This window comes from Agrobacterium sp. 6Ca8 (genome assembly GCF_055382765.1).
The window spans coordinates 1,299,237-1,321,493 of the sequence record NZ_AP026434.1 but is presented as its reverse complement, the minus strand read 5'-3'; the positions used below and the strand labels follow the sequence as shown (position 1 = coordinate 1,321,493).

Annotated in this window: 21 protein-coding genes; 11 read left to right on the top strand and 10 right to left on the bottom strand. The window is 59.6% G+C overall.

What is annotated here, in order from left to right; genetic code table 11:
* Window positions 1–41: 41 nt before the first annotated feature.
* Window positions 42–2,162 carry a TonB-dependent siderophore receptor gene (locus ACZ5A6_RS20270; RefSeq protein ID WP_464111335.1) on the bottom strand — a complete coding sequence of 707 codons (2,121 nt, stop codon included), beginning with the start codon at window positions 2,160–2,162 and terminating at the stop codon, window positions 42–44.
* Window positions 2,163–2,384: 222 nt separating this feature from the next.
* On the opposite strand from ACZ5A6_RS20270, the gene ACZ5A6_RS20265 reads away from it, so the two are divergent.
* The 4 genes from ACZ5A6_RS20265 to ACZ5A6_RS20250 are packed head-to-tail and all read left to right on the top strand — an operon-like array spanning window position 2,385 to window position 6,281.
* Entirely contained in the window at window positions 2,385–3,395 is a 1,011-nt protein-coding gene (locus ACZ5A6_RS20265) for an iron-siderophore ABC transporter substrate-binding protein (RefSeq protein ID WP_464111334.1), read from the top strand.
* A complete protein-coding gene (locus ACZ5A6_RS20260; protein WP_464111333.1) occupies window positions 3,392–4,435 on the top strand; it encodes a FecCD family ABC transporter permease in 1,044 nt (347 codons plus the stop codon). Before ACZ5A6_RS20265 ends, ACZ5A6_RS20260 begins: the two co-directional genes overlap by 4 nt.
* 2 nt (window positions 4,436–4,437) lie before the next feature.
* On the top strand, window positions 4,438–5,472 hold the full coding sequence (locus ACZ5A6_RS20255; protein WP_464111332.1) for a FecCD family ABC transporter permease: 1,035 nt from the start codon (window positions 4,438–4,440) through the stop codon (window positions 5,470–5,472).
* Window positions 5,469–6,281 carry an ABC transporter ATP-binding protein gene (locus ACZ5A6_RS20250; protein ID WP_464111331.1) on the top strand — a complete coding sequence of 271 codons (813 nt, stop codon included), beginning with the start codon at window positions 5,469–5,471 and terminating at the stop codon, window positions 6,279–6,281. The genes ACZ5A6_RS20255 and ACZ5A6_RS20250 overlap by 4 nt, the downstream gene beginning before the upstream one ends.
* A 5-nt stretch (window positions 6,282–6,286) precedes the next feature.
* On the opposite strand, the gene ACZ5A6_RS20245 is transcribed toward ACZ5A6_RS20250, so the two are convergent.
* Window positions 6,287–6,670 carry a winged helix-turn-helix transcriptional regulator gene (locus ACZ5A6_RS20245; protein WP_464111433.1) on the bottom strand — a complete coding sequence of 128 codons (384 nt, stop codon included), beginning with the start codon at window positions 6,668–6,670 and terminating at the stop codon, window positions 6,287–6,289.
* 153 nt (window positions 6,671–6,823) lie between these two features.
* Here ACZ5A6_RS20245 and ACZ5A6_RS20240 point away from each other — a divergent pair, with 153 nt between their 5' ends.
* A complete protein-coding gene (locus ACZ5A6_RS20240) occupies window positions 6,824–7,213 on the top strand; it encodes a DoxX family protein (RefSeq protein WP_464111330.1) in 390 nt (129 codons plus the stop codon).
* Between the two features lie 26 nt (window positions 7,214–7,239).
* Entirely contained in the window at window positions 7,240–7,983 is a 744-nt protein-coding gene (locus tag ACZ5A6_RS20235; RefSeq protein WP_464111329.1) for an SDR family NAD(P)-dependent oxidoreductase, read from the top strand.
* 87 nt (window positions 7,984–8,070) lie between these two features.
* Here ACZ5A6_RS20235 and ACZ5A6_RS20230 read toward each other — a convergent pair whose 3' ends face one another.
* Window positions 8,071–8,946: a helix-turn-helix transcriptional regulator gene (locus ACZ5A6_RS20230; protein ID WP_464111328.1), complete on the bottom strand. Its 876-nt coding sequence runs from the start codon at window positions 8,944–8,946 to the stop codon at window positions 8,071–8,073.
* A 132-nt stretch (window positions 8,947–9,078) separates the two neighbouring features.
* Between ACZ5A6_RS20230 and ACZ5A6_RS20225 the strand changes: the two genes are divergently transcribed.
* Together ACZ5A6_RS20225 and ACZ5A6_RS20220 are read left to right on the top strand one after the other, a co-directional pair.
* The gene (locus ACZ5A6_RS20225; protein ID WP_038495363.1) at window positions 9,079–9,276 is read left to right on the top strand and encodes a hypothetical protein; all 198 of its coding nucleotides are present in this window, start codon (window positions 9,079–9,081) and stop codon (window positions 9,274–9,276) included.
* A gap of 16 nt (window positions 9,277–9,292) precedes the next feature.
* Window positions 9,293–10,744, top strand: coding sequence for an aldehyde dehydrogenase (locus tag ACZ5A6_RS20220; protein WP_464111327.1), 1,452 nt, complete (start codon window positions 9,293–9,295; stop codon window positions 10,742–10,744).
* 30 nt (window positions 10,745–10,774) lie between these two features.
* Here ACZ5A6_RS20220 and ACZ5A6_RS20215 read toward each other — a convergent pair whose 3' ends face one another.
* Window positions 10,775–11,671 (bottom strand): choline sulfate utilization transcriptional regulator, encoded by an 897-nt coding sequence (locus ACZ5A6_RS20215; protein ID WP_004431240.1) that lies wholly within the window; start codon window positions 11,669–11,671, stop codon window positions 10,775–10,777.
* A gap of 94 nt (window positions 11,672–11,765) precedes the next feature.
* Here ACZ5A6_RS20215 and choX point away from each other — a divergent pair, with 94 nt between their 5' ends.
* Together choX and betC are read left to right on the top strand one after the other, a co-directional pair.
* The gene (choX, locus tag ACZ5A6_RS20210; RefSeq protein WP_035200387.1) at window positions 11,766–12,719 is read left to right on the top strand and encodes a choline ABC transporter substrate-binding protein; all 954 of its coding nucleotides are present in this window, start codon (window positions 11,766–11,768) and stop codon (window positions 12,717–12,719) included.
* Between the two features lie 14 nt (window positions 12,720–12,733).
* Window positions 12,734–14,248 (top strand): choline-sulfatase, encoded by a 1,515-nt coding sequence (gene betC, locus ACZ5A6_RS20205; RefSeq protein ID WP_464111326.1) that lies wholly within the window; start codon window positions 12,734–12,736, stop codon window positions 14,246–14,248.
* A gap of 12 nt (window positions 14,249–14,260) precedes the next feature.
* Here the strand turns inward: betC and ACZ5A6_RS20200 are convergent, their stop codons facing one another.
* The 6 genes from ACZ5A6_RS20200 to ACZ5A6_RS20175 are packed head-to-tail and all read right to left on the bottom strand — an operon-like array spanning window position 14,261 to window position 20,778.
* Window positions 14,261–15,160, bottom strand: a complete 900-nt coding sequence (locus tag ACZ5A6_RS20200; RefSeq protein WP_019566686.1) for a carbohydrate kinase family protein — start codon at window positions 15,158–15,160, stop codon at window positions 14,261–14,263.
* Window positions 15,157–16,197 (bottom strand): ABC transporter ATP-binding protein, encoded by a 1,041-nt coding sequence (locus ACZ5A6_RS20195; RefSeq protein WP_111788469.1) that lies wholly within the window; start codon window positions 16,195–16,197, stop codon window positions 15,157–15,159. Before ACZ5A6_RS20195 ends, ACZ5A6_RS20200 begins: the two co-directional genes overlap by 4 nt.
* Window positions 16,197–17,711 carry an argininosuccinate lyase gene (gene argH, locus ACZ5A6_RS20190; RefSeq protein WP_464111325.1) on the bottom strand — a complete coding sequence of 505 codons (1,515 nt, stop codon included), beginning with the start codon at window positions 17,709–17,711 and terminating at the stop codon, window positions 16,197–16,199. Before argH ends, ACZ5A6_RS20195 begins: the two co-directional genes overlap by 1 nt.
* 4 nt (window positions 17,712–17,715) lie before the next feature.
* Window positions 17,716–18,558, bottom strand: a complete 843-nt coding sequence (locus tag ACZ5A6_RS20185) for a carbohydrate ABC transporter permease (RefSeq protein WP_464111324.1) — start codon at window positions 18,556–18,558, stop codon at window positions 17,716–17,718.
* On the bottom strand, window positions 18,555–19,496 hold the full coding sequence (locus ACZ5A6_RS20180) for a carbohydrate ABC transporter permease (protein ID WP_004431252.1): 942 nt from the start codon (window positions 19,494–19,496) through the stop codon (window positions 18,555–18,557). The genes ACZ5A6_RS20185 and ACZ5A6_RS20180 overlap by 4 nt, the downstream gene beginning before the upstream one ends.
* 16 nt (window positions 19,497–19,512) lie before the next feature.
* The gene (locus ACZ5A6_RS20175) at window positions 19,513–20,778 is read right to left on the bottom strand and encodes an extracellular solute-binding protein (RefSeq protein WP_019566690.1); all 1,266 of its coding nucleotides are present in this window, start codon (window positions 20,776–20,778) and stop codon (window positions 19,513–19,515) included.
* 245 nt (window positions 20,779–21,023) lie between these two features.
* On the opposite strand from ACZ5A6_RS20175, the gene ACZ5A6_RS20170 reads away from it, so the two are divergent.
* The gene (locus tag ACZ5A6_RS20170; protein ID WP_013761100.1) at window positions 21,024–22,250 is read left to right on the top strand and encodes an ROK family transcriptional regulator; all 1,227 of its coding nucleotides are present in this window, start codon (window positions 21,024–21,026) and stop codon (window positions 22,248–22,250) included.
* Window positions 22,251–22,257 lie beyond the last annotated feature (7 nt).

Here is a 22,257-nt window from a genome sequence, read left to right as displayed (position 1 = left end):
ATGGTTACGTAGTATGTTGAAAAGTAGAGATATACTTACCCTCACCACGTCTTGCGCAGCGTAGCCGAGAACGCTCGGCCGGGGTTGTAGAAGTCTGCGCCGAAACCGCCATAAGAGACGTGCTTCTCGTTGAAGAGGTTGGAAACATTCACCTCAAGCGAGGTGGTTTCTTGGATTTTGTAGCTGAACGCTGCGTCCATGGTCACGCTGCTGCCGGTCGAAACCTTGTTCGCGTCATCAAAATAATACGAGCCGGTGAAGCGTCCGCCGAGCCCGAAGGTCATGTCGCCGCGTTTGTCGTTGCCGGCCAGCGAGTAGTTTACCCAAAGCGAGGCCTGATGTTCAGGCACGAATTGCGGGCGGTTGCCGACATTGCCAGCGATGCCGTTTTCGGTGATTTCCGCGTTGAGATAGGAATAGGCCGCCGTCAGGCTCAGCTCGTCGGTAACCTCCGCCTTGGCCTCGAGGTCGAGACCACGCACGCGCACCTCGCCGATGGTGGTGGGCAGGCTGGTGATCGGGCTGGTGACGGTAATATTGTTTTTCTTGAGGTCGTAGATCGATGCCGTGAACAGGGCAGGGAAGGCATCCGGTCGATACTTCACGCCAAGCTCGATCTGCTCGCCGCGTTCGGGCTCGACGGTCAGGCCCGAGGCCGGCACCACGGATTCGGCGTAGCTGATATAGGGCGCGATCTCGTTCGTGACCTTGTAAGACACGCCGATGCGCTTTGTCAGTTCGCTGATGTCGCCGCTTGCCGTCGTGCCGTTCAGCCTGTTGGTCTGGTCGGTGTCGATCCAGTCATTGCGCAGACCGGCGCTGACGGTCAGCCTGTCGAAGAAGGTCAGGTCCTGCTGGAGGTAGATTGCCCTTGTCTTTTGATCCGTCAACGAGCTGGCGTAGAGCGGCACCGACGCGGGCGCACCGGTATAGACCGGGTTCAGCCAGTTGATGTCCGGCGCAGAACCGAAGTAGCTTTTGCTGCCAGACGAGTAGTCGTTATAAAAAACGCCGACAAGGCTGCGGCTTTCGACGCTTTCGAACGTCGCGTCATATTGCAGCCGGGTGTCGATCAGGAAATTCTCGGTTTCGGTCTCGTTGCCGAAATAGGAACGGTTGGCGATGGTCGAGCCATTGGTCGGTGTGGACGAGATATACGCATAACCGAAATCGGTGTTTGCCTTGCTGTAGCGCGCGTTCGAACTCAGCGTCAGGCCAGAGCCGAAATCATGGTCGAACATCACGCTCAGCGAATTGCGGTTGGTGCCGCGGTAATTATAGTCCGGTTCACCGAAGAAACGGCTTCTGTCGAAATGCGAGCCGACCGGATGGCCGCCGCCGCCGGGAACGCCGTCCTTGTTGAGATGATCGTAAACGACGGTGAGGCTGGTGGCATCGGTGGGCCGCCATGTCAGGCCGCCCATGAAGAATTTTTCATCGTCGCGGGAATAGTCATATTCCGCGTCGGCATTTCTGAGCTTGCCGGTCAGGCGGTATGACAGGGTGTCGTCGCTGGTGATGTTGTCGCCGAAATCGAAGCCGGTTTCAGCGCGGCTATAGGAACCGCCTGTCACATAGGCCTCACCAAAGCGGCTGCGTTTGGGAACCTTGGTCGAGTAGTTCACCGAGCCGCCGGGATCGGATACGCCAAAGGTCGTGGAATTGCCGCCCTTCAGGACTTCCACGCGTTCATAGGCATAGGTCTCTTCGCGTAGCGCGCCGAAGGGACGGCCGAGCGTCAGCCCGTCGCGATAGGTGTAGGCGTCGAAACCGCGAATCTTGAAATAGTCGAAACGGTCGTCCGAGCCGTAGAAATCCGTGGTCACACCTGCCGTGTATTGCAAGGCTTCTTCCACGGTCTGCACGCCACGCTGCTGCATTTCCTTGGCGGTGATGACGGAAACGGCGGCCGGCGTATCGAGAATGTCGGTTGCCATCTTGCTGCCGCTTGTCGTGCGGGTTGCGACGATCGACTTCTGGTCATTGTCACCGCTATCGATGGTGATGCGCTCGAGAACCGTGCTACCGCCCGTATTGGCGGCCTCCTGCGCCAGCGAACGAGCGGGCAGTACCGTCACAAGCGCCGTGCAGGCAAGAAGGGCTGCCTGCCCGTAGCGCAGTCGCGCGGTCCTGCCGTTGACGCCATTCATTTCAGTGTTCATTGCTAAATTCCAGAAGTTGATGCCCCAATCGCCGCTTCCACGGCCCGCTCTCGAAGTGCCCAATAACTTGAGAAAGTTTGTCCGGTATTGTAACTTTTTGCGGTTTTGTACAAAACCCCGGAAATTTCACCACTGTTGTGGCGGCATTTCCTCACCGGGGTTGACGGGGGCATGTGAAGCTGAGAGTTCAAGTCCACTTTTGAACCGTTGAGAGCTTCGCCCATGCTTTTCCTGTTTCGCTGCCTCGCGCCGGCATTCGTGTTTTTCCTGTCGATGATCGCGCCGACCATTACTTCGGCGGAAGAGGCGACGCGCTATCCCGTCGTCATCAAACACGCCTTCGGCACGACCACGATTGCGAGGAAGCCTCAGCGTGTCGCGACCGTCGCCTGGGCAAACCACGAGGTGCCGCTGGCGCTCGGCATCGTGCCCGTCGGTTTTGCCGCTGCCAATTTCGGCGATGATGACGGTGATGGATTGCTGCCGTGGGTAGCGAAGCAGCTTTCTGAAATGGGTGCTGCAAAGCCTGTTTTGTTCGACGAGGGTGATGGTATCGATTTCGAGGCCGTGGCGGCAACGCAGCCGGATGTCATCCTCGCCGCCTATTCCGGCCTCAGCCAGTCCGACTACGATACGCTAAGCCAGATCGCACCGGTCGTTGCCTATCCCGTGTCACCGTGGGCAACCGACTGGCGCGAGATGATCCGGCTGAACAGTGCCGGGCTTGGCATGGCGGCGGAAGGTGAGGCGCTGATCAAACGCATCGAGGGTGAGATCGCGCAGGTGGTTGCCGGCCATCCGCAGCTGAAAGGCAAGTCTGCGATGTTCGTCACCCATCTCGACGCTACCAATCTCAGTGTCGTCAATTTCTATACCGCCAATGACAGCCGGGTGAAATTTTTCACCGATCTTGGGCTGACCTCGCCGAAGAGCGTGGCGGAGGCGACGAAACCGGGGCAATTCGCCGCCGGCGTCAGCGCCGAGCGCGTCGATGCCTTTGACGATGTCGATATCGTCGTGACCTATGGCAGCCAGCCATTGCTCAAGGCGATGCGGGCCGATCCGCTGCTTGCCCGCATGCCCGCCGTTGCCCATGACGCCATCGTCATGCTGGGGCGTGATCCGCTCGGCACCGCATCCAATCCCACACCGCTGTCGATTTCCTGGGTTTTGAAGGACTACGCCGATCTTCTGGCGAAAGCAGCGGATAAGTCCTCCGGTAAAGCGAAATGACAATGGAAGGGCCTGCCAAAGGTCCGGCCGTGCTGCCGAGCGGCCGCTCCAACCGCATGCGGACCGCATGGCTCAGCGCCGTGCTGGCGCTTCTGGTGCTGCTATGTGCGCTTTCCGTCGCGATTGGCACCCGTGACGTCACGTTCGCTGACATCACGGCAGCGCTTGCCGGTCGCGTGGAGACGGTGGCGGAAGCGGCTGTGGCGGTTCGCCTGCCGCGAACGCTGCTTGCCCTGCTGTCCGGGGCAGCGCTCGGGCTCGCTGGCGCCATCATGCAGGGCGTTACGCGCAATCCGCTTGCCGATCCCGGTATTCTTGGCGTCAATATGGGCGCATCACTTGCCGTCGTTATCGCCATCGTCTGGTTCGGCATTGCCTCGGCGCAGGCCTTTATCATCACGGCGATTGTCGGGGCGGGTGCGGCTGCGGTTTTCGTTTATGTCGTCGGCTCGCTCGGACGCGGTGGGGCAACGCCGCTGAAACTCGCTCTGGCCGGTGCCGCCACCTCTGTCGCCTTCTCCTCACTCGTCATTGCCGTCGTGTTGCCGCGCAGCGATATTGCCGGCGGCATCCGTTCCTGGCAGATCGGCGGTGTCGGTGGTGCGACCTTTGACTGGATTGAGACCGTGCTGCCGTTTCTCGCCGCCGGTTTTGCCATCAGCCTTCTTTCGGCACGCAAGCTGAATTCTCTGGCGCTTGGTGATGAGTTGGCTGCCGGTCTTGGCGAGAATGTCGTGGTCGCGAGAGCCATTGCATCCTTTGGAGCTATCCTCCTCTGCGGCGCGGCGACTGCCATCTGCGGGCCAATCGGTTTCGTTGGGCTGGTCGTTCCGCATCTCTGCCGCCTGCTCGTTGGCGTCGACAATCGCTGGCTTCTGCCATTTTCCGCGCTCGGCGGCGCCTGTCTGCTGCTTGCGGCCGATATTGTCGGGCGCATCGTGGCGCGGCCGTCCGAACTCGATGTCGGTATCGTCACCGCCCTTGTCGGCGCACCGTTCTTCATCTGGATCGTCAGACGTCAGCGGGTACGCGAACTGTGAACATGCACACGTCCGTCATTGAAACATTGGTTTCCAATCGTCACGACCGCCAGCGCCGGCGTCGGCTTGTCATTGCAGCCCTTTCAGCTCTTTTGATCGCGGTTTTCGCATTGACGCTGATGCTGGGACAATCCTTCACGCCGCCCGGTGACGTCCTGCGGGTGCTGCTCGGAGAGGACATTGCCGGCGTCACTTTCACGGTCGGGCAGTTGCGCCTGCCACGCGCGCTGCTTTCCGTTTTCGCGGGACTGAGCTTCGGGCTGGGTGGTGTCGCCTTCCAGATCATGCTGCGCAACCCGCTTGCCAGCCCTGACATTATCGGCATCAGTTCCGGCGCAAGCGTGGCAGCGGTGTTTGCCATCGTCGTCCTGCATCTGAGTGGACCGCTTGTTTCTGTTTTCGCCGTCGTCGCCGGGCTTGGCGTCGCATTGCTGGTCTATCTGCTGTCCTTCCGCAACGGGGTTGCCGGAACGCGGCTGATCCTTGTCGGCATCGGCGTTTCGGCCATGCTCGAAAGTTTCATCGCCTATATCCTGTCCGTTGCACCGGCCTGGACGCTGCAGGAGGCGATGCGCTGGCTGACGGGCAGCGTCAACGGCGCAAAACTTGCCCAGACGCTGCCGCTCTTCGTCGCGCTCATCCTCTTTGGCGGCCTGCTGCTCAGTCGCGCGCGCGATCTCGAGGCATTGAGGCTTGGCGATGATACGGCCGCGGCGCTTGGGGTCCAGGTGGGGAGAACGCGCATTATCGTGATTATCGCCGCCGTCGGCATGATCGCCTTTGCCACGGCAGTGTCGGGGCCGATTGCTTTCGTCGCCTTTCTGTCCGGGCCGATTGCCGCGCGCATCGTTGGCAGCAGTGGGTCGCTGCTCATTCCGGCTGCGCTCGTTGGGGCAGCCTTGGTGCTGGTGGGTGATTATTGCGGCCAGTTCCTGCTGCCGGGCCGTTACCCGGTCGGCGTCGTCACCGGCGCGCTCGGCGCGCCCTATCTGATCTACCTTATCGTGCGGGTGAACCGCAGCGGAGGCTCGTTATGACCAGCCACTCCCTTTCCGTGAACCGTCTTTCGGCCGGATACGGTGAAAGCCTCATCATCGAAGGGCTGGATCTTGTCGTTCCGCGCGGACGGATCACCGTCATCGTCGGTGCCAATGCCTGCGGCAAGTCCACGCTTCTTCGCAGCATGTCGCGGCTTATCTCTCCCCGCGCCGGTCAGGTCCTGCTCGACGGAAAGTCGATCCACCGTCTTCCCTCGCGCGAACTTGCAAGACGGATGGGTCTTTTGCCGCAGTCACCTATAGCGCCCGAGGGCATCGTCGTTGCCGATCTGGTCAGCCGCGGCCGGCACCCGCATCATGGCCTTTTCGCGCGGTGGTCGCGCCAGGATGATGAGGCCGTGGCCGCAGCCCTCGTCGCCACCGATACGGTGGAACTTGCCGAGCGGCCGGTGGACGAACTCTCCGGCGGGCAACGGCAACGCGTATGGATCGCCATGGCGCTCGCCCAGGAGACCGAGATATTGCTGCTCGACGAACCCACCACCTTCCTCGACATCAGCCATCAGGTGGAAGTGCTAGATCTTCTGACGGACCTCAACCATGCCCGTCAGACCACCATCGTCATGGTGCTGCACGATCTCAATCTCGCGGCGCGCTACGCTGATCATCTGGTCGCCATGACCGGTGGAAAGCTGCATATCTGCGGCACGCCGGAGGAGGTGCTGACGGAAGAAAACGTGCGGCACGTCTTCGGCATAGAAAGCCGTGTCATCGAAGACCCGACGTCGAGCAAACCAATGATGCTGCCGATCGGGCGGCACAGGACGGCGGCGCAGCGGCCGCAATAATCCATCTATTTTTGCGGTGACCGTCTGCGTCCACGGGTGGTGGTCTTAACCGGAACGCTCGCGCCGTACTCGTTCCACCATGCCATCAATGCCTCCATGGTCGGGCCAAGTCCTTTCGCCTTTGCCGTAATTTCATATTCCACGCGTGGCGGAACCTCTGCAAAGACGGTGCGAGAGACCAGTCCATCGGCCTCGAGCTCACGCAATTGAGAGGTCAACATGTGCTGTGTGATGCCGGGAATGGCTTTGCGCAGCCCGTTGAAACGATAGATCCGCTGGTTGAGAAGCCACATGATTTCGAGCTTCCACTTGCCGGAAAGCAGCGCGAAAGCGCGACGCATTTCCTCGTGCATGTTAATGGTTTCACCGCCATTAGTCTGGTTTTCCATACTTACCACGCCAAATTCATCCTACTTGCGCATATTCATTCAATAGCACATTTTCCATGTGAACGCCGGATCATGAGCCCCAAGCTGTTCCGGAACAACGAAAATATTGAACAAATCAAGCTGCCGAAGACATTCGGCGGCAATGGATATCCCATGTCTTCATTCTATATCTACTGGGTCGCAACAACCCTTCTCGTCCTGCTCTATCTGTCGTCGGCAGTCACTTACGTCGTCAAATCCGACTGGGTGAGGGAGACGATAACCGGCTTCGGTTACCCTGCCTACCTTGTGCCTCTTCTGACGGCGGTGAAGATCGCCGCCGTCATCGCCATCCTTGCGCGGTTCAACGTCGCCATCAGCGATCTGGCGTATGCGGGGGTACTGTTTCACCTGCTGCTGTCCGGCCTTGCACATATCGGCGTCCGCAAACCTGCCGGCGCACTGCCTGCCGCCATCGCCCTCGGGCTGCTCGTCGTTTCCTTCGCCATGCAGAACGCTGCACGCGAAGTCCCATCCCCCTATGCCCTTACACGGCAGCTCTGACGCATTCATCACGAAAGGAAATCAAAATGGGAAAACTGACCGGAAAAGTAGCCATCGTGGCGGGCGCAGGCAGAGGGATTGGCCGTGCGACGGCAGAACTCTTTGCAAGGGAGGGGGCCAAGGTCGTGGTATTGTCCTTGACGCCTGCAAATGTGAACGCGGTCGTCAGTCAGATACAATCCAGTGGTGGCACCGCGCTCGGCATCGTCTGTGATCTTGGCGATGGCCAACAGATCACCCGGGCTGTGGCTGAAGCAGCGGAGGTATTTGGCGGCGTCGACATTCTCGTGAACGTCGCGTTCGACCCGACTGTCGTCCACTCCCCGATCATTGAGCTCACCGTCGAGCAACTGCAACGAAACCTCGATATGGGGCCGATCGCCTATCTTCGCACGATGCAGGCTTGTTATCCGTACTTGAAGGCCAGTGGCGAGGGCCGGATCATTAATTTCGCGTCGCTGGCCGGTATTCTCGGCATGTCGCCGTATGGACCTTACAACCTTGCCAAGGAGGCCGTCCGCGCCCTGACGAGATCTGCTGCGCGCGAATGGGGTCCTGACAATATCACCGTGAACAACCTGCTTCCGGTTGCCGACACCTGGGGTGCGGGCGTCGACGCTCCTGCTCCCACGAATGCTCTTGGTCGTTACGGTTCCCCTGAAGAGGATGTCGCTCCGGTCGCTCTTTTCCTCGCAAGCAGCGATTCGAGGTTTATTACAGGGTCGAGCCTGACCCCCGACGGCGGCCAGATTATCGACAGCGCCCGTTAACGCCCCGTTGGAGTGCCGGGCAAACAGGCCGGCACTTCGCTCCGTTGTCTCTTCTGCCGCTCCTGATTTGCACCCGCCGGGCAGAAATCAAGGCCATGCGGCATAGGACGGCGGTGCTACGTTCTGTATGCGCACCGCCGTTCGCCGGAAACGGCCGGGAGACGTGCCCTCATTGCGGCTGAAGAAGCGGTTGAAATACCCAGGATCCTGAAATCCCAATCGAAACGCAATTTCAGCGACTTGCAGTGAAGATTTGAGAAGAAGGTCGCGCGCTTCGGAAAGCAGTTCGCGGTGAATATAGGCCTGTGGTGAAAGCACCGTTGCCTTGCGCACCACAAATCCAAGACGTTCACGGTTGACGCCGAGTTGCCCCGCATAGTCTTCCACGCCCCATTGATCGCGTTTGTGCTGACTGACAAGTAGCACAAACCGTTCCGTAAGGCTGCCTGCGGTGGAAGCCGCGCCCGCAACGTCGGCCATGGCATGCTGGCAGATGCGGATAAGGGTGACGGATAACAGGCTGGCGATGATCGTATCCGACCCTGTCGATGAGCGGAAATTCTCATCCGCGATGGTGTCGAGATAACCTGCCAGTTCCTGGCTGTCCTTTTCAGCCAGCGTCCGGGTCAGAACGCGCTGCAATGTGCTGCGCACCATGATTGCGCTCGTTCCGGTTGGCATGGCATGCGCAAGGCCGATTTCAGTCGTTTTCAGCAGTGATCCGCGGCTTCCGGCATTCAGCCGCAGGCGGCCGGCGGGGCCGGAGGCAGGCAGCCAGGCCAGCCCCGGCGCGGTAACCACAAGTGTCTTTTCGCCCTGAATGATCTCCGCTTCACCGGCTGAGACGAGGACAAGATGGGCTGCGCCCTGTTCCAGCTTGAACTCCGACACGCGCAGGGACGACGTCAGCATGCGCGCCGTCGTTTCGATCCTGTTAGCAGCTATCTGGCCGTGATGCGGCATTCACCCTCCAAAAGTACAATAATGCACTACATTAGTGCATTTTATATGCGCCTGTCGTTGCTAAACTTCCATCAGCGCAGGGAAGCCTTGAGGAGAACGGCAATCCCGCTACTGCGCCGTTGGAGGAAAATCATGAATGGTATGAAGCGCAGAACGCTGTCCTGCCTTGCGCTGGCGCAACAGGGTGTTCGCGGAAGCTTTGCCCTTGTCGATCGCGATTATCTGCTGGAAGCCGGAAGGATCGCAGGGGCGGGGAAGGCAGCAGCCCTTTCCTCCCGTCCCACCTTGCAACGGGCGTTTTTCGGCGGTGCCGCCGCCACCATTTTCTGAATTCAGGAGGAAGACCATGCAGACTGTCAATCTTTTCATCGGTGGCGACCATTGCCCGGCCGCAAACGGCAAGCGTTTCGAGCGCAACAATCCGATCACCGGGGACCTGGCAACCAGTGCGGCGGCGGCAACGCCTGAGGATGCCACACGTGCGGCCGATGCCGCAGCCGCCGCCTTTCCCGTCTGGTCGGCAACGCCACCCGGCGAACGCCGTCGTCTGCTTCTTGCCGCGGCGCAGGCGCTCCGCGATGCCGGGCCGCAGATTACGCTGGCGATGAAAGAGGAGATTGGCGCGACGGATGCCTGGGCCGGTTTCAACGTGATGCTGGCCAGCGACATGCTGGTCGAGGCGGCCAGCCTGACGACCCAGATAAAGGGCGAAATCATTCCCTCCAACCGCCCGGGAACCACGGCGATGGCACTTCGCCAGCCGGCAGGCGTGGTTCTGTCCATCGCGCCATGGAATGCACCGGTCATTCTCGGCGTACGCTCCATCGCCACGCCACTTGCCTGTGGCAACACCGTGGTGATGAAGACCTCGGAGCTTTGCCCGCGCACCCATGCGCTGATCATCGAGGCCGTCGCTTCGGCAGGTCTGCCGAAAGGTGTGCTGAACGCCGTCTCCAACGCGCCGGACGATGCGGCGAAAATCGTTGAAACACTGATCGCCCATCCGGCTGTCAGAAGGGTGAATTTCACCGGTTCGACCCGCGTCGGTCGTGTCATTGCGGAAACGGCGGGCCGTTACCTGAAGCCAGCGCTTCTGGAGCTTGGCGGCAAGGCACCCTTCATCGTGCTTGATGATGCCGATATCGATGCGGCAGTGGCTGCGGCCGCCTTTGGCGCTTACATGAACCAGGGCCAGATCTGCATGTCGACGGAACGCATCATCGTACTCGACAGCGTTGCCGACGCCTTTGTCGAGGCCTTTGCCAAAAAAGCGGCGAGCCTGAAGGCTGGAGACCCTCGCGAGGGAAAAATGCCGCTTGGCTCCTTGGTCAGCGCCGAGGCCGCGTCCCGCATCCGGGCGCTGGTGGATGACGCCGTTGCCAAAGGCGCGCGCCTTGTGGCCGGCGGAGGCGGCAATGGTACCATGCTGGATGCGCTTGCCGTCGATGGCGTGACCTCTGCGATGCGGCTCTATTCCGAAGAAAGCTTCGGCCCAGTCGTTTCCATCATTCGCGCCGGCAGCGTCGATGAGGCAGTCAGTATCGCCAACGAAACCGAGTTTGGTCTTTCCGCTGCTGTTTTCGGCAGGGATCAGGCAAAAGCACTCGCGGTAGCCGGACGCATCGAAAGCGGCATTTGCCACATCAACGGACCCACCGTTCACGACGAGGCGCAGATGCCGTTCGGTGGAGTGAAGGCCTCCGGTTACGGCCGTTTTGGCGGCACGGCGGGCATTGCGGAATTCACCGAACTGCGATGGGTCACGCTGCAGGACGGACCGTTGCATTACCCGATTTAAGCCGGAAGCATCACCGGCTGGCTGGTCACGTCAACGCTTCTCGTCGATCAGCCAGCCGGTGAGTTTTCTGACCGCACTGTCGCTGCTTTTCGGCCTCAGCAACCAGTAGCCGCGACCCGGCGCATCCAGACTCGGGCCTGCGGTCACCAGCACGCCTGCCTCGACCAGCGGATCGACCAGTCCCGCCCAACCGAGGGCAAAACCCTGTTCGCCGATCGTCGCCTGAACCACCATGGTGTAATTGTTGAAGCTGATGTCTCCGCTTTCGTTTTCCGCGCCTCTCAGCACGCCGAAATGCTTGAAATAGGAGGCCCAGTCGAACCAGTGCGCCTGGGAGGTATTTTCGAGGTGGATGAGTTTCAGCCGCGAAAAATCAGCCACGGTTTCTGGCGCCGACTGCTCCGCCAAAAGCGCCGGCGAGCAGACGGGCGTGACCTTCTCCGAAAGCAGCAGCACCGCGCCGTCGCCGGCATCCTGCCGCGTGCCGAAGATGATCATCACGTCGCTGTCGTGTTTGCCCTGTCCGAGCGGATCCTGCGTGGCGACGATCTGGATGTTGATGTCAGGATTGAGCGCGCGAAAACCATGCATGCGTGGGATGAGCCAGAGAGAGGAGAAGGCATAGTCCGTGTGCAGGCGGATTGTCTGCCGTTCCTCCGTTCGGCGAAGTTGCTGGGCCAGAAGGTCGATGGCATCGACATTGCGTGAGACAATCTCGAACAGCTTTAGCCCCTCGGCCGTCAACTCGATGCCGCGATGTTTACGCCGCACCAGTGCAACGCCAAGATCGTCTTCCAGCCGGCGGATCTGATAGCTGACGGCTGGCTGGGTCAGCCGCAGGGACGCCGCCGCTGCCGTCAGGCTGCCGCGACGGGCGACCTCTGTAAAAATGCGCATCCATCCAAGATCGAGCGGCCGCTCTGTCATAGAAATTCCTTATATCAGTCATCGAAAAATACCTGCTTCACAGGCAAAAACAATGTGGTGTTCAATAAACTGGACTAATAAAAGGGGAGCCGCAATGAAAACCGTTTCTCGCATGCACCGCATCGCCGCCGGTCTGTTTTTGTCCGTGGCGGCCTTCTCCACCCCGCTTTATGCCGCTGATGATGCGGCCTGCAAGACCATTCGCCTCAGCGATCCCGGCTGGACCGACATCACCGCCACCAATGGCGTCGCCTCGGTTCTGCTCGATGCTTTGGGGTATGAGGCTGACGTCAAGACGCTGTCGGTGCCGATCGGCTATCAGGCCATGAAAAACGGCGAGATCGACGTCTTTCTCGGCAACTGGATGCCCGCCCAGAAATCCTTCGTTGACGACCTCAACGCCGCCAAGGCGGCCGACGTGATGACGAAAAACCTTGAAGGCGCTAAGTTCACCCTGGCAGTGCCTTCCTATATGGCCGAAAAGGGCGTGAAGGATTTTTCGGATCTTGCCAAACACGCTGACGAATTTGAAAGCAAGATTTACGGCATCGAGCCGGGCGCACCCGCCAACCAGAACATTCAGAAGATTATCGATGCCAATGATTTCGGCCTGAAGGGCTGGCAGCTTGTCGAATCCGGCGAGCAGGCGATGCTGGCGCAGGTGGAACGGGCCGGAAAAGACAAAAAGGCGGTCGTCTTCCTAGCATGGGCGCCGCACCCGATGAACGAGAAGATCGATATCGCCTATCTCTCCGGCGGTGACGCCTATTTCGGCCCGAATTTCGGCGGTGCCGAGGTCTATACGCTTGCCCGTACCGGCTGGCCGCAGCAATGCCCGAATGCGGCGACGCTTTTCAAGAACCTCAAATTCGATATCGGCATGGAAAATGCCCTGATGGGTTCCATTCTTGGTGGCGAGGATTCCAAGGCGGCGGCAGCGACGTGGCTGAAGGCCAATCCGAAATCGCTGGATGGCTGGCTGCAGGGCGTTACCACGCTGGATGGCAAGCCGGGTGCGGATGCCGTCAAAGGCAAGCTTGGCCTCTGAGACTGTAGGGTGAAATGCCGCGTCCCAATATCCTTATCCTGATGGCCGACCAGTTCAACGGGACGTTTTTTCCCGATGGCCCGGCCGACTTTCTTCATGCGCCACATCTGAAAGCGTTGGCGGAGCGGTCTGTCCGTTTCGCCAATACCTATACGGCAAGTCCGCTTTGCGCGCCGGCCCGGGCTTCGTTCATGTCCGGTCAATTGCCCAGCCGGACGCGGGTTTACGATAATGCCGCCGAATTCGCGTCGGATATTCCGACCTATGCGCATCACCTGCGGGCAGCTGGTTATTACACCGGCCTTTCCGGAAAGATGCATTTTGTCGGACCGGACCAGCTTCACGGCTTCGAAGAGCGTCTGACGACGGATATTTATCCGGCGGATTTCGGTTGGACGCCTGATTATACCAAGCCGGGCGAGCGGATCGACTGGTGGTATCACAATCTCGGTTCGGTCACCGGCGCGGGCGTTGCCGAAATCACCAATCAGATGGAATATGACGATGAGGTTGCCTATCACGCAACCCGCAAGCTCTACGATCTGTCGCGCCGGCTCGATGACCGCCCATGGTGCCTGACCGTCAGCTTCACCCATCCGCATGACCCGTATGTGGCACGGCGGAAATTCTGGGATCTCTATGAGGATTGCCCGGCACTCGATCCGCAGATACAGGCGCTTCCCTTCGAGGAGCAGGATTCGCATTCGAAGCGGTTGCTGGAAGCCTGTGATCATCAGGCCTTCGATATTTCACCCGACGAGATACGCCGGGCGCGGCGCGGTTATTTCGCCAATATCTCCTATATCGATGAGAAGGTCGGCGAAATTCTCGACGTATTGAAGGCGACGCGGATGGAGGAGGACACGATCATCCTGTTCCTCTCCGACCATGGCGACATGCTGGGCGAGCGCGGCCTGTGGTTCAAGATGTGCTTTTTCGAGGGTTCGGCCCGTGTGCCCTTGATGATCGCAGCACCCGGCTGGAAACCGGCGCTTATCGACGCGCCGGTTTCGACGCTTGATGTCACACCGACGCTGTGCCGTCTGGCAGGCCTCGATATTACCTCACTGAAACGCTGGACGGATGGCGAAGACCTTGCGGCTTTGGCTGCGGGAACAGGCGAGCGCGGGCCGGTGCCGATGGAATATGCCGCCGAAGGTTCGATTGCGCCACTCGTCGCCATCAGGGATGGCCGTTACAAGCTCACAGTCTGCGAAGCGGATCCGCCGTTGCTCTACGACCTCGAGACGGATCCTGAAGAGCGGATAAACCTTGCCGGCAATCCTGAATTCGCGGATGTGCTGTCATCGCTTTCGGCTGAAATCGGCCGACGCTGGCAGCTGCCCGTTTTCGACGCATCGGTGCGGGAAAGTCAGGCGCGGCGCTGGGTGGTCTACAAGGCGCTGCGAAACGGCGCCTATTTCCCGTGGGATTATCAGCCGTTGCAGAAAGCCTCGGAACGCTACATGCGCAACCACATGGACTTGAACGTGCTGGAGGAAAACCAGCGTTTTCCACGCGGGGAATAACGCTGGCAGGGATTATGCGGCGGCGGTCGTTCTCGGCGCGCCGCCCGTGGCCTGCACGGCAAGGCTACCCGCCGCGACGCCTGCCTCAAGGCATTGCTTCTCGTCCGCCTGCCGAAGCCAGGCATCGATGAAACCGGCATTGAAGGCATCACCCGCGCCTGTCGTGTCGACGACGGGTACCTTCTTCGCCGCCGCATGGTGTAGGCCTGTTTGCGAGGACACCCAGGCGCCCTCTGCGCCGCCTTTCAGGGCGACGACAGGAAACGACCCCGACAAGGCCCTGGCCGCCGCCTCAGGGTCAGAATGGCCTGTGATCGCCTCGGCTTCTTCGAGGTTGGGCAAAAACACGTCGACGCCATCGCACGCCTTGAGCAGGCCCTTGTCGTAAATCAGCGAGGCATCCCAGCTGGGATCGAGCGAGACGGACAGTCCGCTGTCCCTGGCGCGGGCGACGAGATCGGGGATTTCGTGCAGCGTGGCGAATTCCGCGATGTGCAGATGGCAGGCCCCGTTCCACGAAAAGGCGGCATCAAGGGTCGATGGCCGGGCGATACCGGCGCGCCGTGTCAAAAACGCCCTGTCATTGCCAACCACCGTCGCGACGGTGACCTGCGGGCCCGCATCTGCCGAGTGTTCCAGAAATTGCAGGTCTACACCGCTTTGCTGCATTTTCTCGCCGATGGCGCGTGAGAAGGTGTCGGTGCCGAGCCTTGCCAACAGCGTGGCCGTGCGACCGATATGGGCGAAATGCGCAGCCGCAATGAAAGCCCCGCCACCGGCGGCGATTTCCATGTCGCTGGCAAACAGCTCCCGTCCGAGCACCGGCAATTCGTCAAGCCCGGTGAAAATGAGGTCGCAATAGATCCGGCCGATACTGATGACCGCTGACTTTTCCGTGTCTGTCGTCATCATGCGCGGCCCAGAAGCTTTTCCGTCTTGGCATCGAAAAGATAGAGCGCGCCTGCGTGCGCCTCGCATTGCAAGCGGCTACCCACCGTGGGAATGGCCTTGCCCCTTGCTGTCGCGATGACCGAGGTCGTGGGCGTGTCCAGATGAACCAGCGTTTCCGGGCCGAGCGGCTCCACGGCTGTCACTGTTCCCTCCAGCGAGAAGGACCCTTGAGTTGCCTCGCCTTCTCCAACCAGCAGATCATGGGGGCGAATGCCAATCAGCAGATCGCCATCGGCAGACTGTGTAACGCTGTTCGTCGTTCTTTTGCCCCGCAGCAGGTTCATCGACGGGCTGCCGATGAAACGCGCAGTGAAGACGTCCACCGGCGTCTCGTAAAGTTCCGAGGGCGTACCGACCTGAAGGATATGGCCGTCCTTCATCACGACAATCCGGTCGGCCATCGTCATGGCTTCCACCTGATCGTGAGTGACGTAGACGGTGGTTGTCTTAAGACGTTGGTGCAAGCGCTTGATTTCAATGCGCATCTGCGATCTCAACTGGGCGTCGAGATTGGACAGCGGCTCATCGAAAAGGAAGGCTGAGGGATCGCGCACCATGGCGCGGCCGATGGCGACGCGCTGCCTCTGTCCGCCTGACAAAGCCGCGGGCCGACGGTCGAGCAATGCCTCAAGTCCGAGCACCCGACCGGCCTCTTCGATACGCCGGTTCTTTTCCGCCTTGTCGAGCTTTGAGGTATAGAGCCCGAAGCCGATGTTCTGGCGAACCGTCATATGCGGGTAGATCGCATAGTTCTGGAAGACCATGGCGATGTTGCGTTGTTTCGGTTCTTTCTCGTTGACGACGTTTCCGGCAATTTTCAGCGTTCCGCCCGAAATCTCTTCCAGACCCGCGATCATTCTGAGTGTCGTGGATTTGCCGCAGCCGGAAGGGCCGACGAATACGACGAATTCGCCGTCTTCAATGGCAAGGTCGATGCCTTTGACTGCCTCCACCTTGCCGTAGCGCTTTACGAGTTGATTGAGTTCGATTGTCGCCATTATCGCGCTCCCGTCAGGGCGGTAAATTTCTCTGCAAGCTCAGCGGCTTTTGCCGCTTCGTAGTCGGCGGATCGCTGTGCTTCTGCTTCAAACGCAGCAAGTTTGTCGCGATAGGCCGCAATCGCCTCGCGCATCGGCTCCGGGGCAGGGCCGCCGAAGCGGCTGCGCACGGCGACAAAGTGCTCAGGCGAGACGATCTGCCTGAACTTTTCCTCATCGACACTGGTCTCGCGTCCTGCCAGTTCCTCGAACGCCCTGCGGAACGGCTGGTAACCGTCGTTCGGCAGGTCACCCTTCAGCGCTACAACGCTTTTGGCGACGGTTGCGGCAATTTCATGGGCCTGGCGGAATGACAGGTCTTCGATGCGGACAAGAGAATCTGCCAGTTCCGTGATGGTGATGCAGGAACGGCGAATATTCTGGTCGACCCTTTCCGGATCGATACTGATCTTGCCGACGAGGCTGGCAAGGAGATCGAGCACCCGGCCGGCAGAGGCGAAGGCTTCGTAACCCATGCCCTGGGTTTCGCCCTCGCTGTCGTTCATGTCGGTGAAGGGCGTGTTGTGCATCACGTCGAGCATGGTCCTTGCCCGCCCGAATGTCTGGCTTGCAAGGTGGCGCAGATGTTCGATCGGGACCGGGTTTCGTTTCTGCGGCATGATCGACGAAATCTGCACCAGCGAATTCGGTACGTAGATCTGCCCGACTTCGAAACTCGTCCAGAACTGGAAGTCCTGAATGAGCCTGCCGAGATGTAGAAACATCAATTCGATGGCGCCATAGGTCGCTGTCGTATAGTCGACGGCGGCGATGCAGGAATAGGAATTGCGCAAGGGTGCCGCAAAGCCGAGAAGTTCGGCGACACGTGCCCGCTCGATGGGAAAGCCGGACGTGGTGATGGCCGCAGCGCCCATGGGTGAGAGATCGACGATGCGCCGGGCCTCAGTGAAGCGGTCAATATCCCGGATCAGCACTTCGATGGCGGCGGAAAGATAGTGGCCGAAGGTGGTGGGCTGGGCCGGTTGTCCGTGCGTATAGGCGACGATCAACGTCTTTTCATTGCGCTCGGCGGCGTCGATCAGGGCGGCCAGCAGAAGCCGCGCCTTGGCAGTGAGCGTGTCGATCTTGTCTTTCAGGCCGATTTTGAAAAGCGTGTGATCTATGTCGTTGCGCGAGCGTGCCGTGTGCAGGCGGCCTGCCACATCGACACCGATGCGGGCTTTCAGCTCCTTTTCGATCAGGAAGAAGAAATCCTCGACCTCGCCGGTATACACCAGCTCCGACGGATTGATGGTCCTGTCGATGTCATCAAGCGCTCCGGCGATTTTTGCTGCCGTGTCCGCATCGAGAATGTCGGTCTCGCGCAGCATGACCAGATGGGCGCGGTCGATGCGGCGGAAACCGTCGACATGGTGGTTCTTGGCGCCATCGAAAAGCGGACGCAGCACGGTTTCCTTGTAAACTGGGTCGGGAAACTTGCTGGTATCCGACAGGCGCGGGTTCATATCGGCCATGATGTTATCCTTTCAGGCCTGCCAGCATCACACCGCGAACGATGTAGCGTTGCAGGACGATGAAGACGATAAGGGTTGGGATGGTCGCAATGGCAGCGCCGGTCATGATCATTTCCCACTGGATCTGTTGTTCCACCGCAAAGCTCGATAGGCCGACGGGCAGCGTGTACAGCTCCTTGCTGGTAGTCACGATCAGGGGCCAGAAGAATGCTGTCCAGTTGCCGAGGAAGGTGAAGATTGCAAGCGCCGAAAGGGCAGGCGTCACCAGCGGCAGGGCTACCTTCCACCAGATCTGGAATTCGTTCAGCCCGTCGACACGCGCTGCCTCCAGGAAGTCATTCGGAACCGTCTCAAAGAACTGCTTCATCAGGAAGGTGCCGAAGGCCGTCATCATTCCCGGGAACATGATGCCCCAGTAGCTGTCGAGCCAGCCAAGCTGGCTGGACATCAGATACCAGGGGATAACAAGCATTTCGGTCGGGATCATCAGCGTGGAAAGGATCGCGAGGAAGATGAAGTAGCGACCGCGAAAGTCGAATTTGGCCAGCGTATAACCGACCAGACTGTCGAAGAAGCAGTTGGAGATGGTGACGATAACCGCAACGAACATCGAGTTGAAGAACCAGCGGAGAAAACGGCCGTCGGCCATGACAGTCATGTAATTCGCAAGCGTCGGTGCTGCGGGAATGAGCCTGAGATCATAGACCTGATCCGCGGTCTTGAACGAGGTCGAAAACATGAAGAGCAGCGGCGAAATCATGATCAGGCCGCCGATGAACAGCAGCGTCCAGGCAAGGATGCGGCCGGGGCGGACGCGGGCGTGGGAGAGTGGCAACACTTCGCTCATTTCTTTTCCCTCAGAACCCAGAGCTGGACCAGCGACACGACAAGAAGAATGGTGAACAGGACAACCGTCTGCGCAGCGGCATAACCCATCGCATAAGAATTGAACGCGGTCTGGTAGATCATCAGCACCAGCGGTTTGGTTGAGCCGAGCGGTCCACCCGGATCGTTGGTGGTCATGTTGTAGACCTGATCGAAAATGCGCAGGAACCCGATTGAGGAGAAGACCACCAGGAAAACGGTGGTTGGTTTCAGGAGCGGCAGCGTGATCTTTCGGAGGATCGCCCATTCGCCAAGTCCGTCGATGCGCGCGGCCTCATAAAATGTCGTCGGAATGGAGCGCAGGCCCGCCATGAAGATAATGATCTGGAAACCAAGCCCCGCCCAGATGGACGTCACCATGACCGAATAAAGCGCCTGATCGGTGGAACGGATGAACGGCTGCTGGGGAATTCCGATCATGCCAAGCACGTCGTTGATGATGCCGATCGGCGGCGGCTGATAGAACCAGCGCCAGACCCATGCCATTGCTGCTGCCGTCGTCAGATAGGGCAGGAAATAAAGCGCGCGGATGAAACCGTGCAGGATGCGCACCCGATCCAGATAAAAGGCGATGACGAAAGCCAGAACCAGACTGATGGGCGTGCCGACGATGAGATAGGTGAAGGTGTTCTTGAAAACCTTCCAGAATTGCGGATCCTTGAACAGCTTGACGTAATTGGCAACGCCGATGAACTTTGCCGGGCGCAGCAGGTCCCAGTTGGTGAAGGACAACCAGAAGGCCTGCAACGTCGGGTAAAAACGGATGATGCTGTAAAACAGGATCGGGATAGCAAGAAAGCTCCAGATCCACACAAGCCGCTTCGTGCGCATGGAAAAGCGATCCCCGAAGGAGCCGCCGGGACGGCCGGATGCCGCCCCCTGTTGATCGATCGCTGTCATGATTGGACCTGCGGTTTTACGGTTTGGCCGCGTCGATGATTTCCTGCTCGGCGCTGGCGGCCTGCTTGATGGACTCCTCGACGGATTGACCCTCGAGCAAAATCCGGTTCGTCATGTCGATGGCGTTCTGCCGCTGGGCTGCCTCATCCATGAACCGTGTCGTATGGGCGTATTCGAGACCCTTCAGGAACGGTGCATAGATCGGGTCTTTCAGGTTCTCCTCGGTCAACGCCGCAGATCGCCGCGCCGGCAACTCGCCAACCGTCTTCAGCCAGATCGCCATGGCTTCCGGTGAGGAGATGTAAGCGAGGAATTTCTTCGACGCTTCCAGTTCTTCACCGGTTGTCTTGGCGCTGATGCCATTGGCGAAATAGCTGGCATAGTTGGAGCGGATATTCTTGTCGTTGGTGGGAAGCTCGGTCACGCCCCACTCAAAGTCCTTGATGGTTCTGAAAGATCCAAGCCTGAACGTGCCGTCGATGGTCATGCCTGCCTTGCCCGCACGGAAGGCAGCCTGGCCTTCGTCCATGAAGCCCACCTGACCGATCTTCTTTTCAAGCTGCAGGCTCGTATAGAACTTCAGCGCCTGGATGCCCGCCTCGCTGTCATAGGTGACTTTCTGGTCGTTGTCGGTGTAGGGCTCGCCGCCATATTGGCGGATAAGAACTTCGCGCCACCATTGGTGGTCCTGACCGCCCATATCGAGCGTGGAGCCTGCAACGGTCAGGTTTCCGGCGGCATCGTGCTTGGCGATCTTTTCCGCCGCGGCAACAAATTCGTCCAGCGTCTTCGGCGGATTCGCGGCGTCGAGACCGGCTTCCGTGAAGAGCTTCTTGTTGTAGAAAAGTGCGAGCGAGCGAACCGCCGTCGGCAGGCCGTAATAATCGTCGCCTCGCTTCATGGCGCCGACGATGGGGAAAAATTCGCTTTCGATCTTGTCATGCGGGAAAGCGTCTGTCGGCAGCGGCTGCAAGATACCGCCGGCTGCAAACTTGTCGAGCCAGCCGTAGAAGAGCTGCATCACGTCAGGGCCTTTACCGGACATGTTGGCGGCAATCACTCGCGTCTGGTAGTCGGCATAAGGGAAGGTCACCTGTTTGACGGTGATATCCGGATTGGCCTTCTGAAACTCGGCGATAAGCTCGTCCATCGCTTTGACGCGTGTGTCGAAGACATATTGCCAATATTCGATTTCAACCGCCTGCGCGGCGTTGAATGCAAATGTGCTGAAACCGGCGACCAAGCCGGCGAACAAAGTTGCCCTGCGCATGTAAGCCTCCATTTTCTCCGCCCGGTCTTCCGGATGCGGAGTGATCGTTCCCTTTATCCGCGCTTTCGCGCGCGCTCATCGATTTGCCGGCAGCGGGATTTTTACGCGTTCCGCCCCTTGCAATTCTGACCCCCGGTCGCTCTCTACGGTTCTCTGAAGGCGAGCATTTGTCAATAACATAATTTACTTGAATTATTATATTGCGCTTATCCTCACTTCGACGCTATGAATTTTCTAACGGACGGGAAGTTGAAGAGATGACGGTGCACACGGTGGATACCTATCCCGTAGCAATCGGAAAAAATCCTGAGCGCAGCCGCGAACACAACAGGCGAGTCGTCCTCGACATCGTCAGGCGGCACGGCTCGCTCGGTCGCGCCCAGTTAGCCAAGATCACGCATCTCACACCCCAGGCGGTCGCCAATATCGTCGATGAGCTGGTGGGCGAGGGACTCCTGAAAGAGCTTGGTCGCCGGCGCACCGGCAGGGGCCAGCCGCCGATACAATTTGCTGTCAACCCGGATGGTGGCGCAACGATCGGGGTTGAGATTGCCGCAGACCATATGGTCACCGTCGGTCTTGATCTGGCCGGCGTGTTGCGCACGCAGCGCGTTACCCCGCTCAAGGACACCACGCCGGACGCCATACTCAAAACCTTTGCGGCGGAGCATGCAGCGGTTGCGAAGAATGTCGGGTGCAGGCTGCTTGGCACCGGCGTTGTCATGCCCGGGCCTTTCGAGATTGACGGCATGACCTCTGTCGGTCCGACGACGCTTTCCGGCTGGGTGGGTATCGATGCCCGCCAGATGCTGAGCGATGCCTGCGGCCAACAGGTCGTGGTGGAAAACGATGCGACGGCCGCTGCCGTCGGCGAGCGCCTGTTCGGCGCAGGGCTGGCTATCCCGAATTTCTGCATGATCTATTTCGGCGTCGGCATTGGTCTCGGCATCATCCAGGATGGTTCGCCCTATCGCGGTGCTTTCGGCAACGCCGGCGAAATCGGCCATGTGACCGTCTCGCCCAAGGGAAGGCCTTGCCCGTCTTGCGGGCAAAGAGGTTGTCTGGAGGCCTATGCTTCCGTCTATGTGCTCAAGGAAAAGCTCGTCTGTGCCGGTGTTGCGGACACGGAGCTTGATGATCTTGAAGCCCTGTTCAGCGCGGGCAATCCGGTCGTGATGGAATGGATCGACGAGGCAGCCGTCCATCTGGCGCCCATGGTGGCGATGCTCGAGAACATTCTCGATCCGCAGACGGTCATTCTCGGCGGTGCGCTGCCTGAAAACATCATCAGCGAGATCATTGCGCGGATGGGGCATCTGCCGACTTCGGTTGCAAGCCGGCGGCAAAGAGAGTTGCCGCGCGTCATCCACGGCAAGTCCGGACAGTTGACGGCGGCGCTTGGTGCTGCCGCCTTGCCGCTGTTCGACATTGTCACACCAAAACTTGAGACGTCCCTGGGCGCCGCAGCGCAGGTGCCCGGCTGAATATTGG

Bases quoted from the DNA above. Each gene is read 5' to 3' on its own strand.
- ACZ5A6_RS20270 (WP_464111335.1), bottom strand. From the start codon at position 2,162: ATGAACACTGAAATGAATGGCGTCAACGGCAGGACCGCGCGACTGCGC.
- ACZ5A6_RS20265 (WP_464111334.1), top strand. From the start codon at position 2,385: ATGCTTTTCCTGTTTCGCTGCCTCGCGCCGGCATTCGTGTTTTTCCTG.
- ACZ5A6_RS20260 (WP_464111333.1), top strand. From the start codon at position 3,392: ATGACAATGGAAGGGCCTGCCAAAGGTCCGGCCGTGCTGCCGAGCGGC.
- ACZ5A6_RS20255 (WP_464111332.1), top strand. From the start codon at position 4,438: ATGCACACGTCCGTCATTGAAACATTGGTTTCCAATCGTCACGACCGC.
- ACZ5A6_RS20250 (WP_464111331.1), top strand. From the start codon at position 5,469: ATGACCAGCCACTCCCTTTCCGTGAACCGTCTTTCGGCCGGATACGGT.
- ACZ5A6_RS20245 (WP_464111433.1), bottom strand. From the start codon at position 6,670: ATGGAAAACCAGACTAATGGCGGTGAAACCATTAACATGCACGAGGAA.
- ACZ5A6_RS20240 (WP_464111330.1), top strand. From the start codon at position 6,824: ATGTCTTCATTCTATATCTACTGGGTCGCAACAACCCTTCTCGTCCTG.
- ACZ5A6_RS20235 (WP_464111329.1), top strand. From the start codon at position 7,240: ATGGGAAAACTGACCGGAAAAGTAGCCATCGTGGCGGGCGCAGGCAGA.
- ACZ5A6_RS20230 (WP_464111328.1), bottom strand. From the start codon at position 8,946: ATGCCGCATCACGGCCAGATAGCTGCTAACAGGATCGAAACGACGGCG.
- ACZ5A6_RS20225 (WP_038495363.1), top strand. From the start codon at position 9,079: ATGAATGGTATGAAGCGCAGAACGCTGTCCTGCCTTGCGCTGGCGCAA.
- ACZ5A6_RS20220 (WP_464111327.1), top strand. From the start codon at position 9,293: ATGCAGACTGTCAATCTTTTCATCGGTGGCGACCATTGCCCGGCCGCA.
- ACZ5A6_RS20215 (WP_004431240.1), bottom strand. From the start codon at position 11,671: ATGACAGAGCGGCCGCTCGATCTTGGATGGATGCGCATTTTTACAGAG.
- choX (WP_035200387.1), top strand. From the start codon at position 11,766: ATGAAAACCGTTTCTCGCATGCACCGCATCGCCGCCGGTCTGTTTTTG.
- betC (WP_464111326.1), top strand. From the start codon at position 12,734: ATGCCGCGTCCCAATATCCTTATCCTGATGGCCGACCAGTTCAACGGG.
- ACZ5A6_RS20200 (WP_019566686.1), bottom strand. From the start codon at position 15,160: ATGATGACGACAGACACGGAAAAGTCAGCGGTCATCAGTATCGGCCGG.
- ACZ5A6_RS20195 (WP_111788469.1), bottom strand. From the start codon at position 16,197: ATGGCGACAATCGAACTCAATCAACTCGTAAAGCGCTACGGCAAGGTG.
- argH (WP_464111325.1), bottom strand. From the start codon at position 17,711: ATGGCCGATATGAACCCGCGCCTGTCGGATACCAGCAAGTTTCCCGAC.
- ACZ5A6_RS20185 (WP_464111324.1), bottom strand. From the start codon at position 18,558: ATGAGCGAAGTGTTGCCACTCTCCCACGCCCGCGTCCGCCCCGGCCGC.
- ACZ5A6_RS20180 (WP_004431252.1), bottom strand. From the start codon at position 19,496: ATGACAGCGATCGATCAACAGGGGGCGGCATCCGGCCGTCCCGGCGGC.
- ACZ5A6_RS20175 (WP_019566690.1), bottom strand. From the start codon at position 20,778: ATGGAGGCTTACATGCGCAGGGCAACTTTGTTCGCCGGCTTGGTCGCC.
- ACZ5A6_RS20170 (WP_013761100.1), top strand. From the start codon at position 21,024: ATGACGGTGCACACGGTGGATACCTATCCCGTAGCAATCGGAAAAAAT.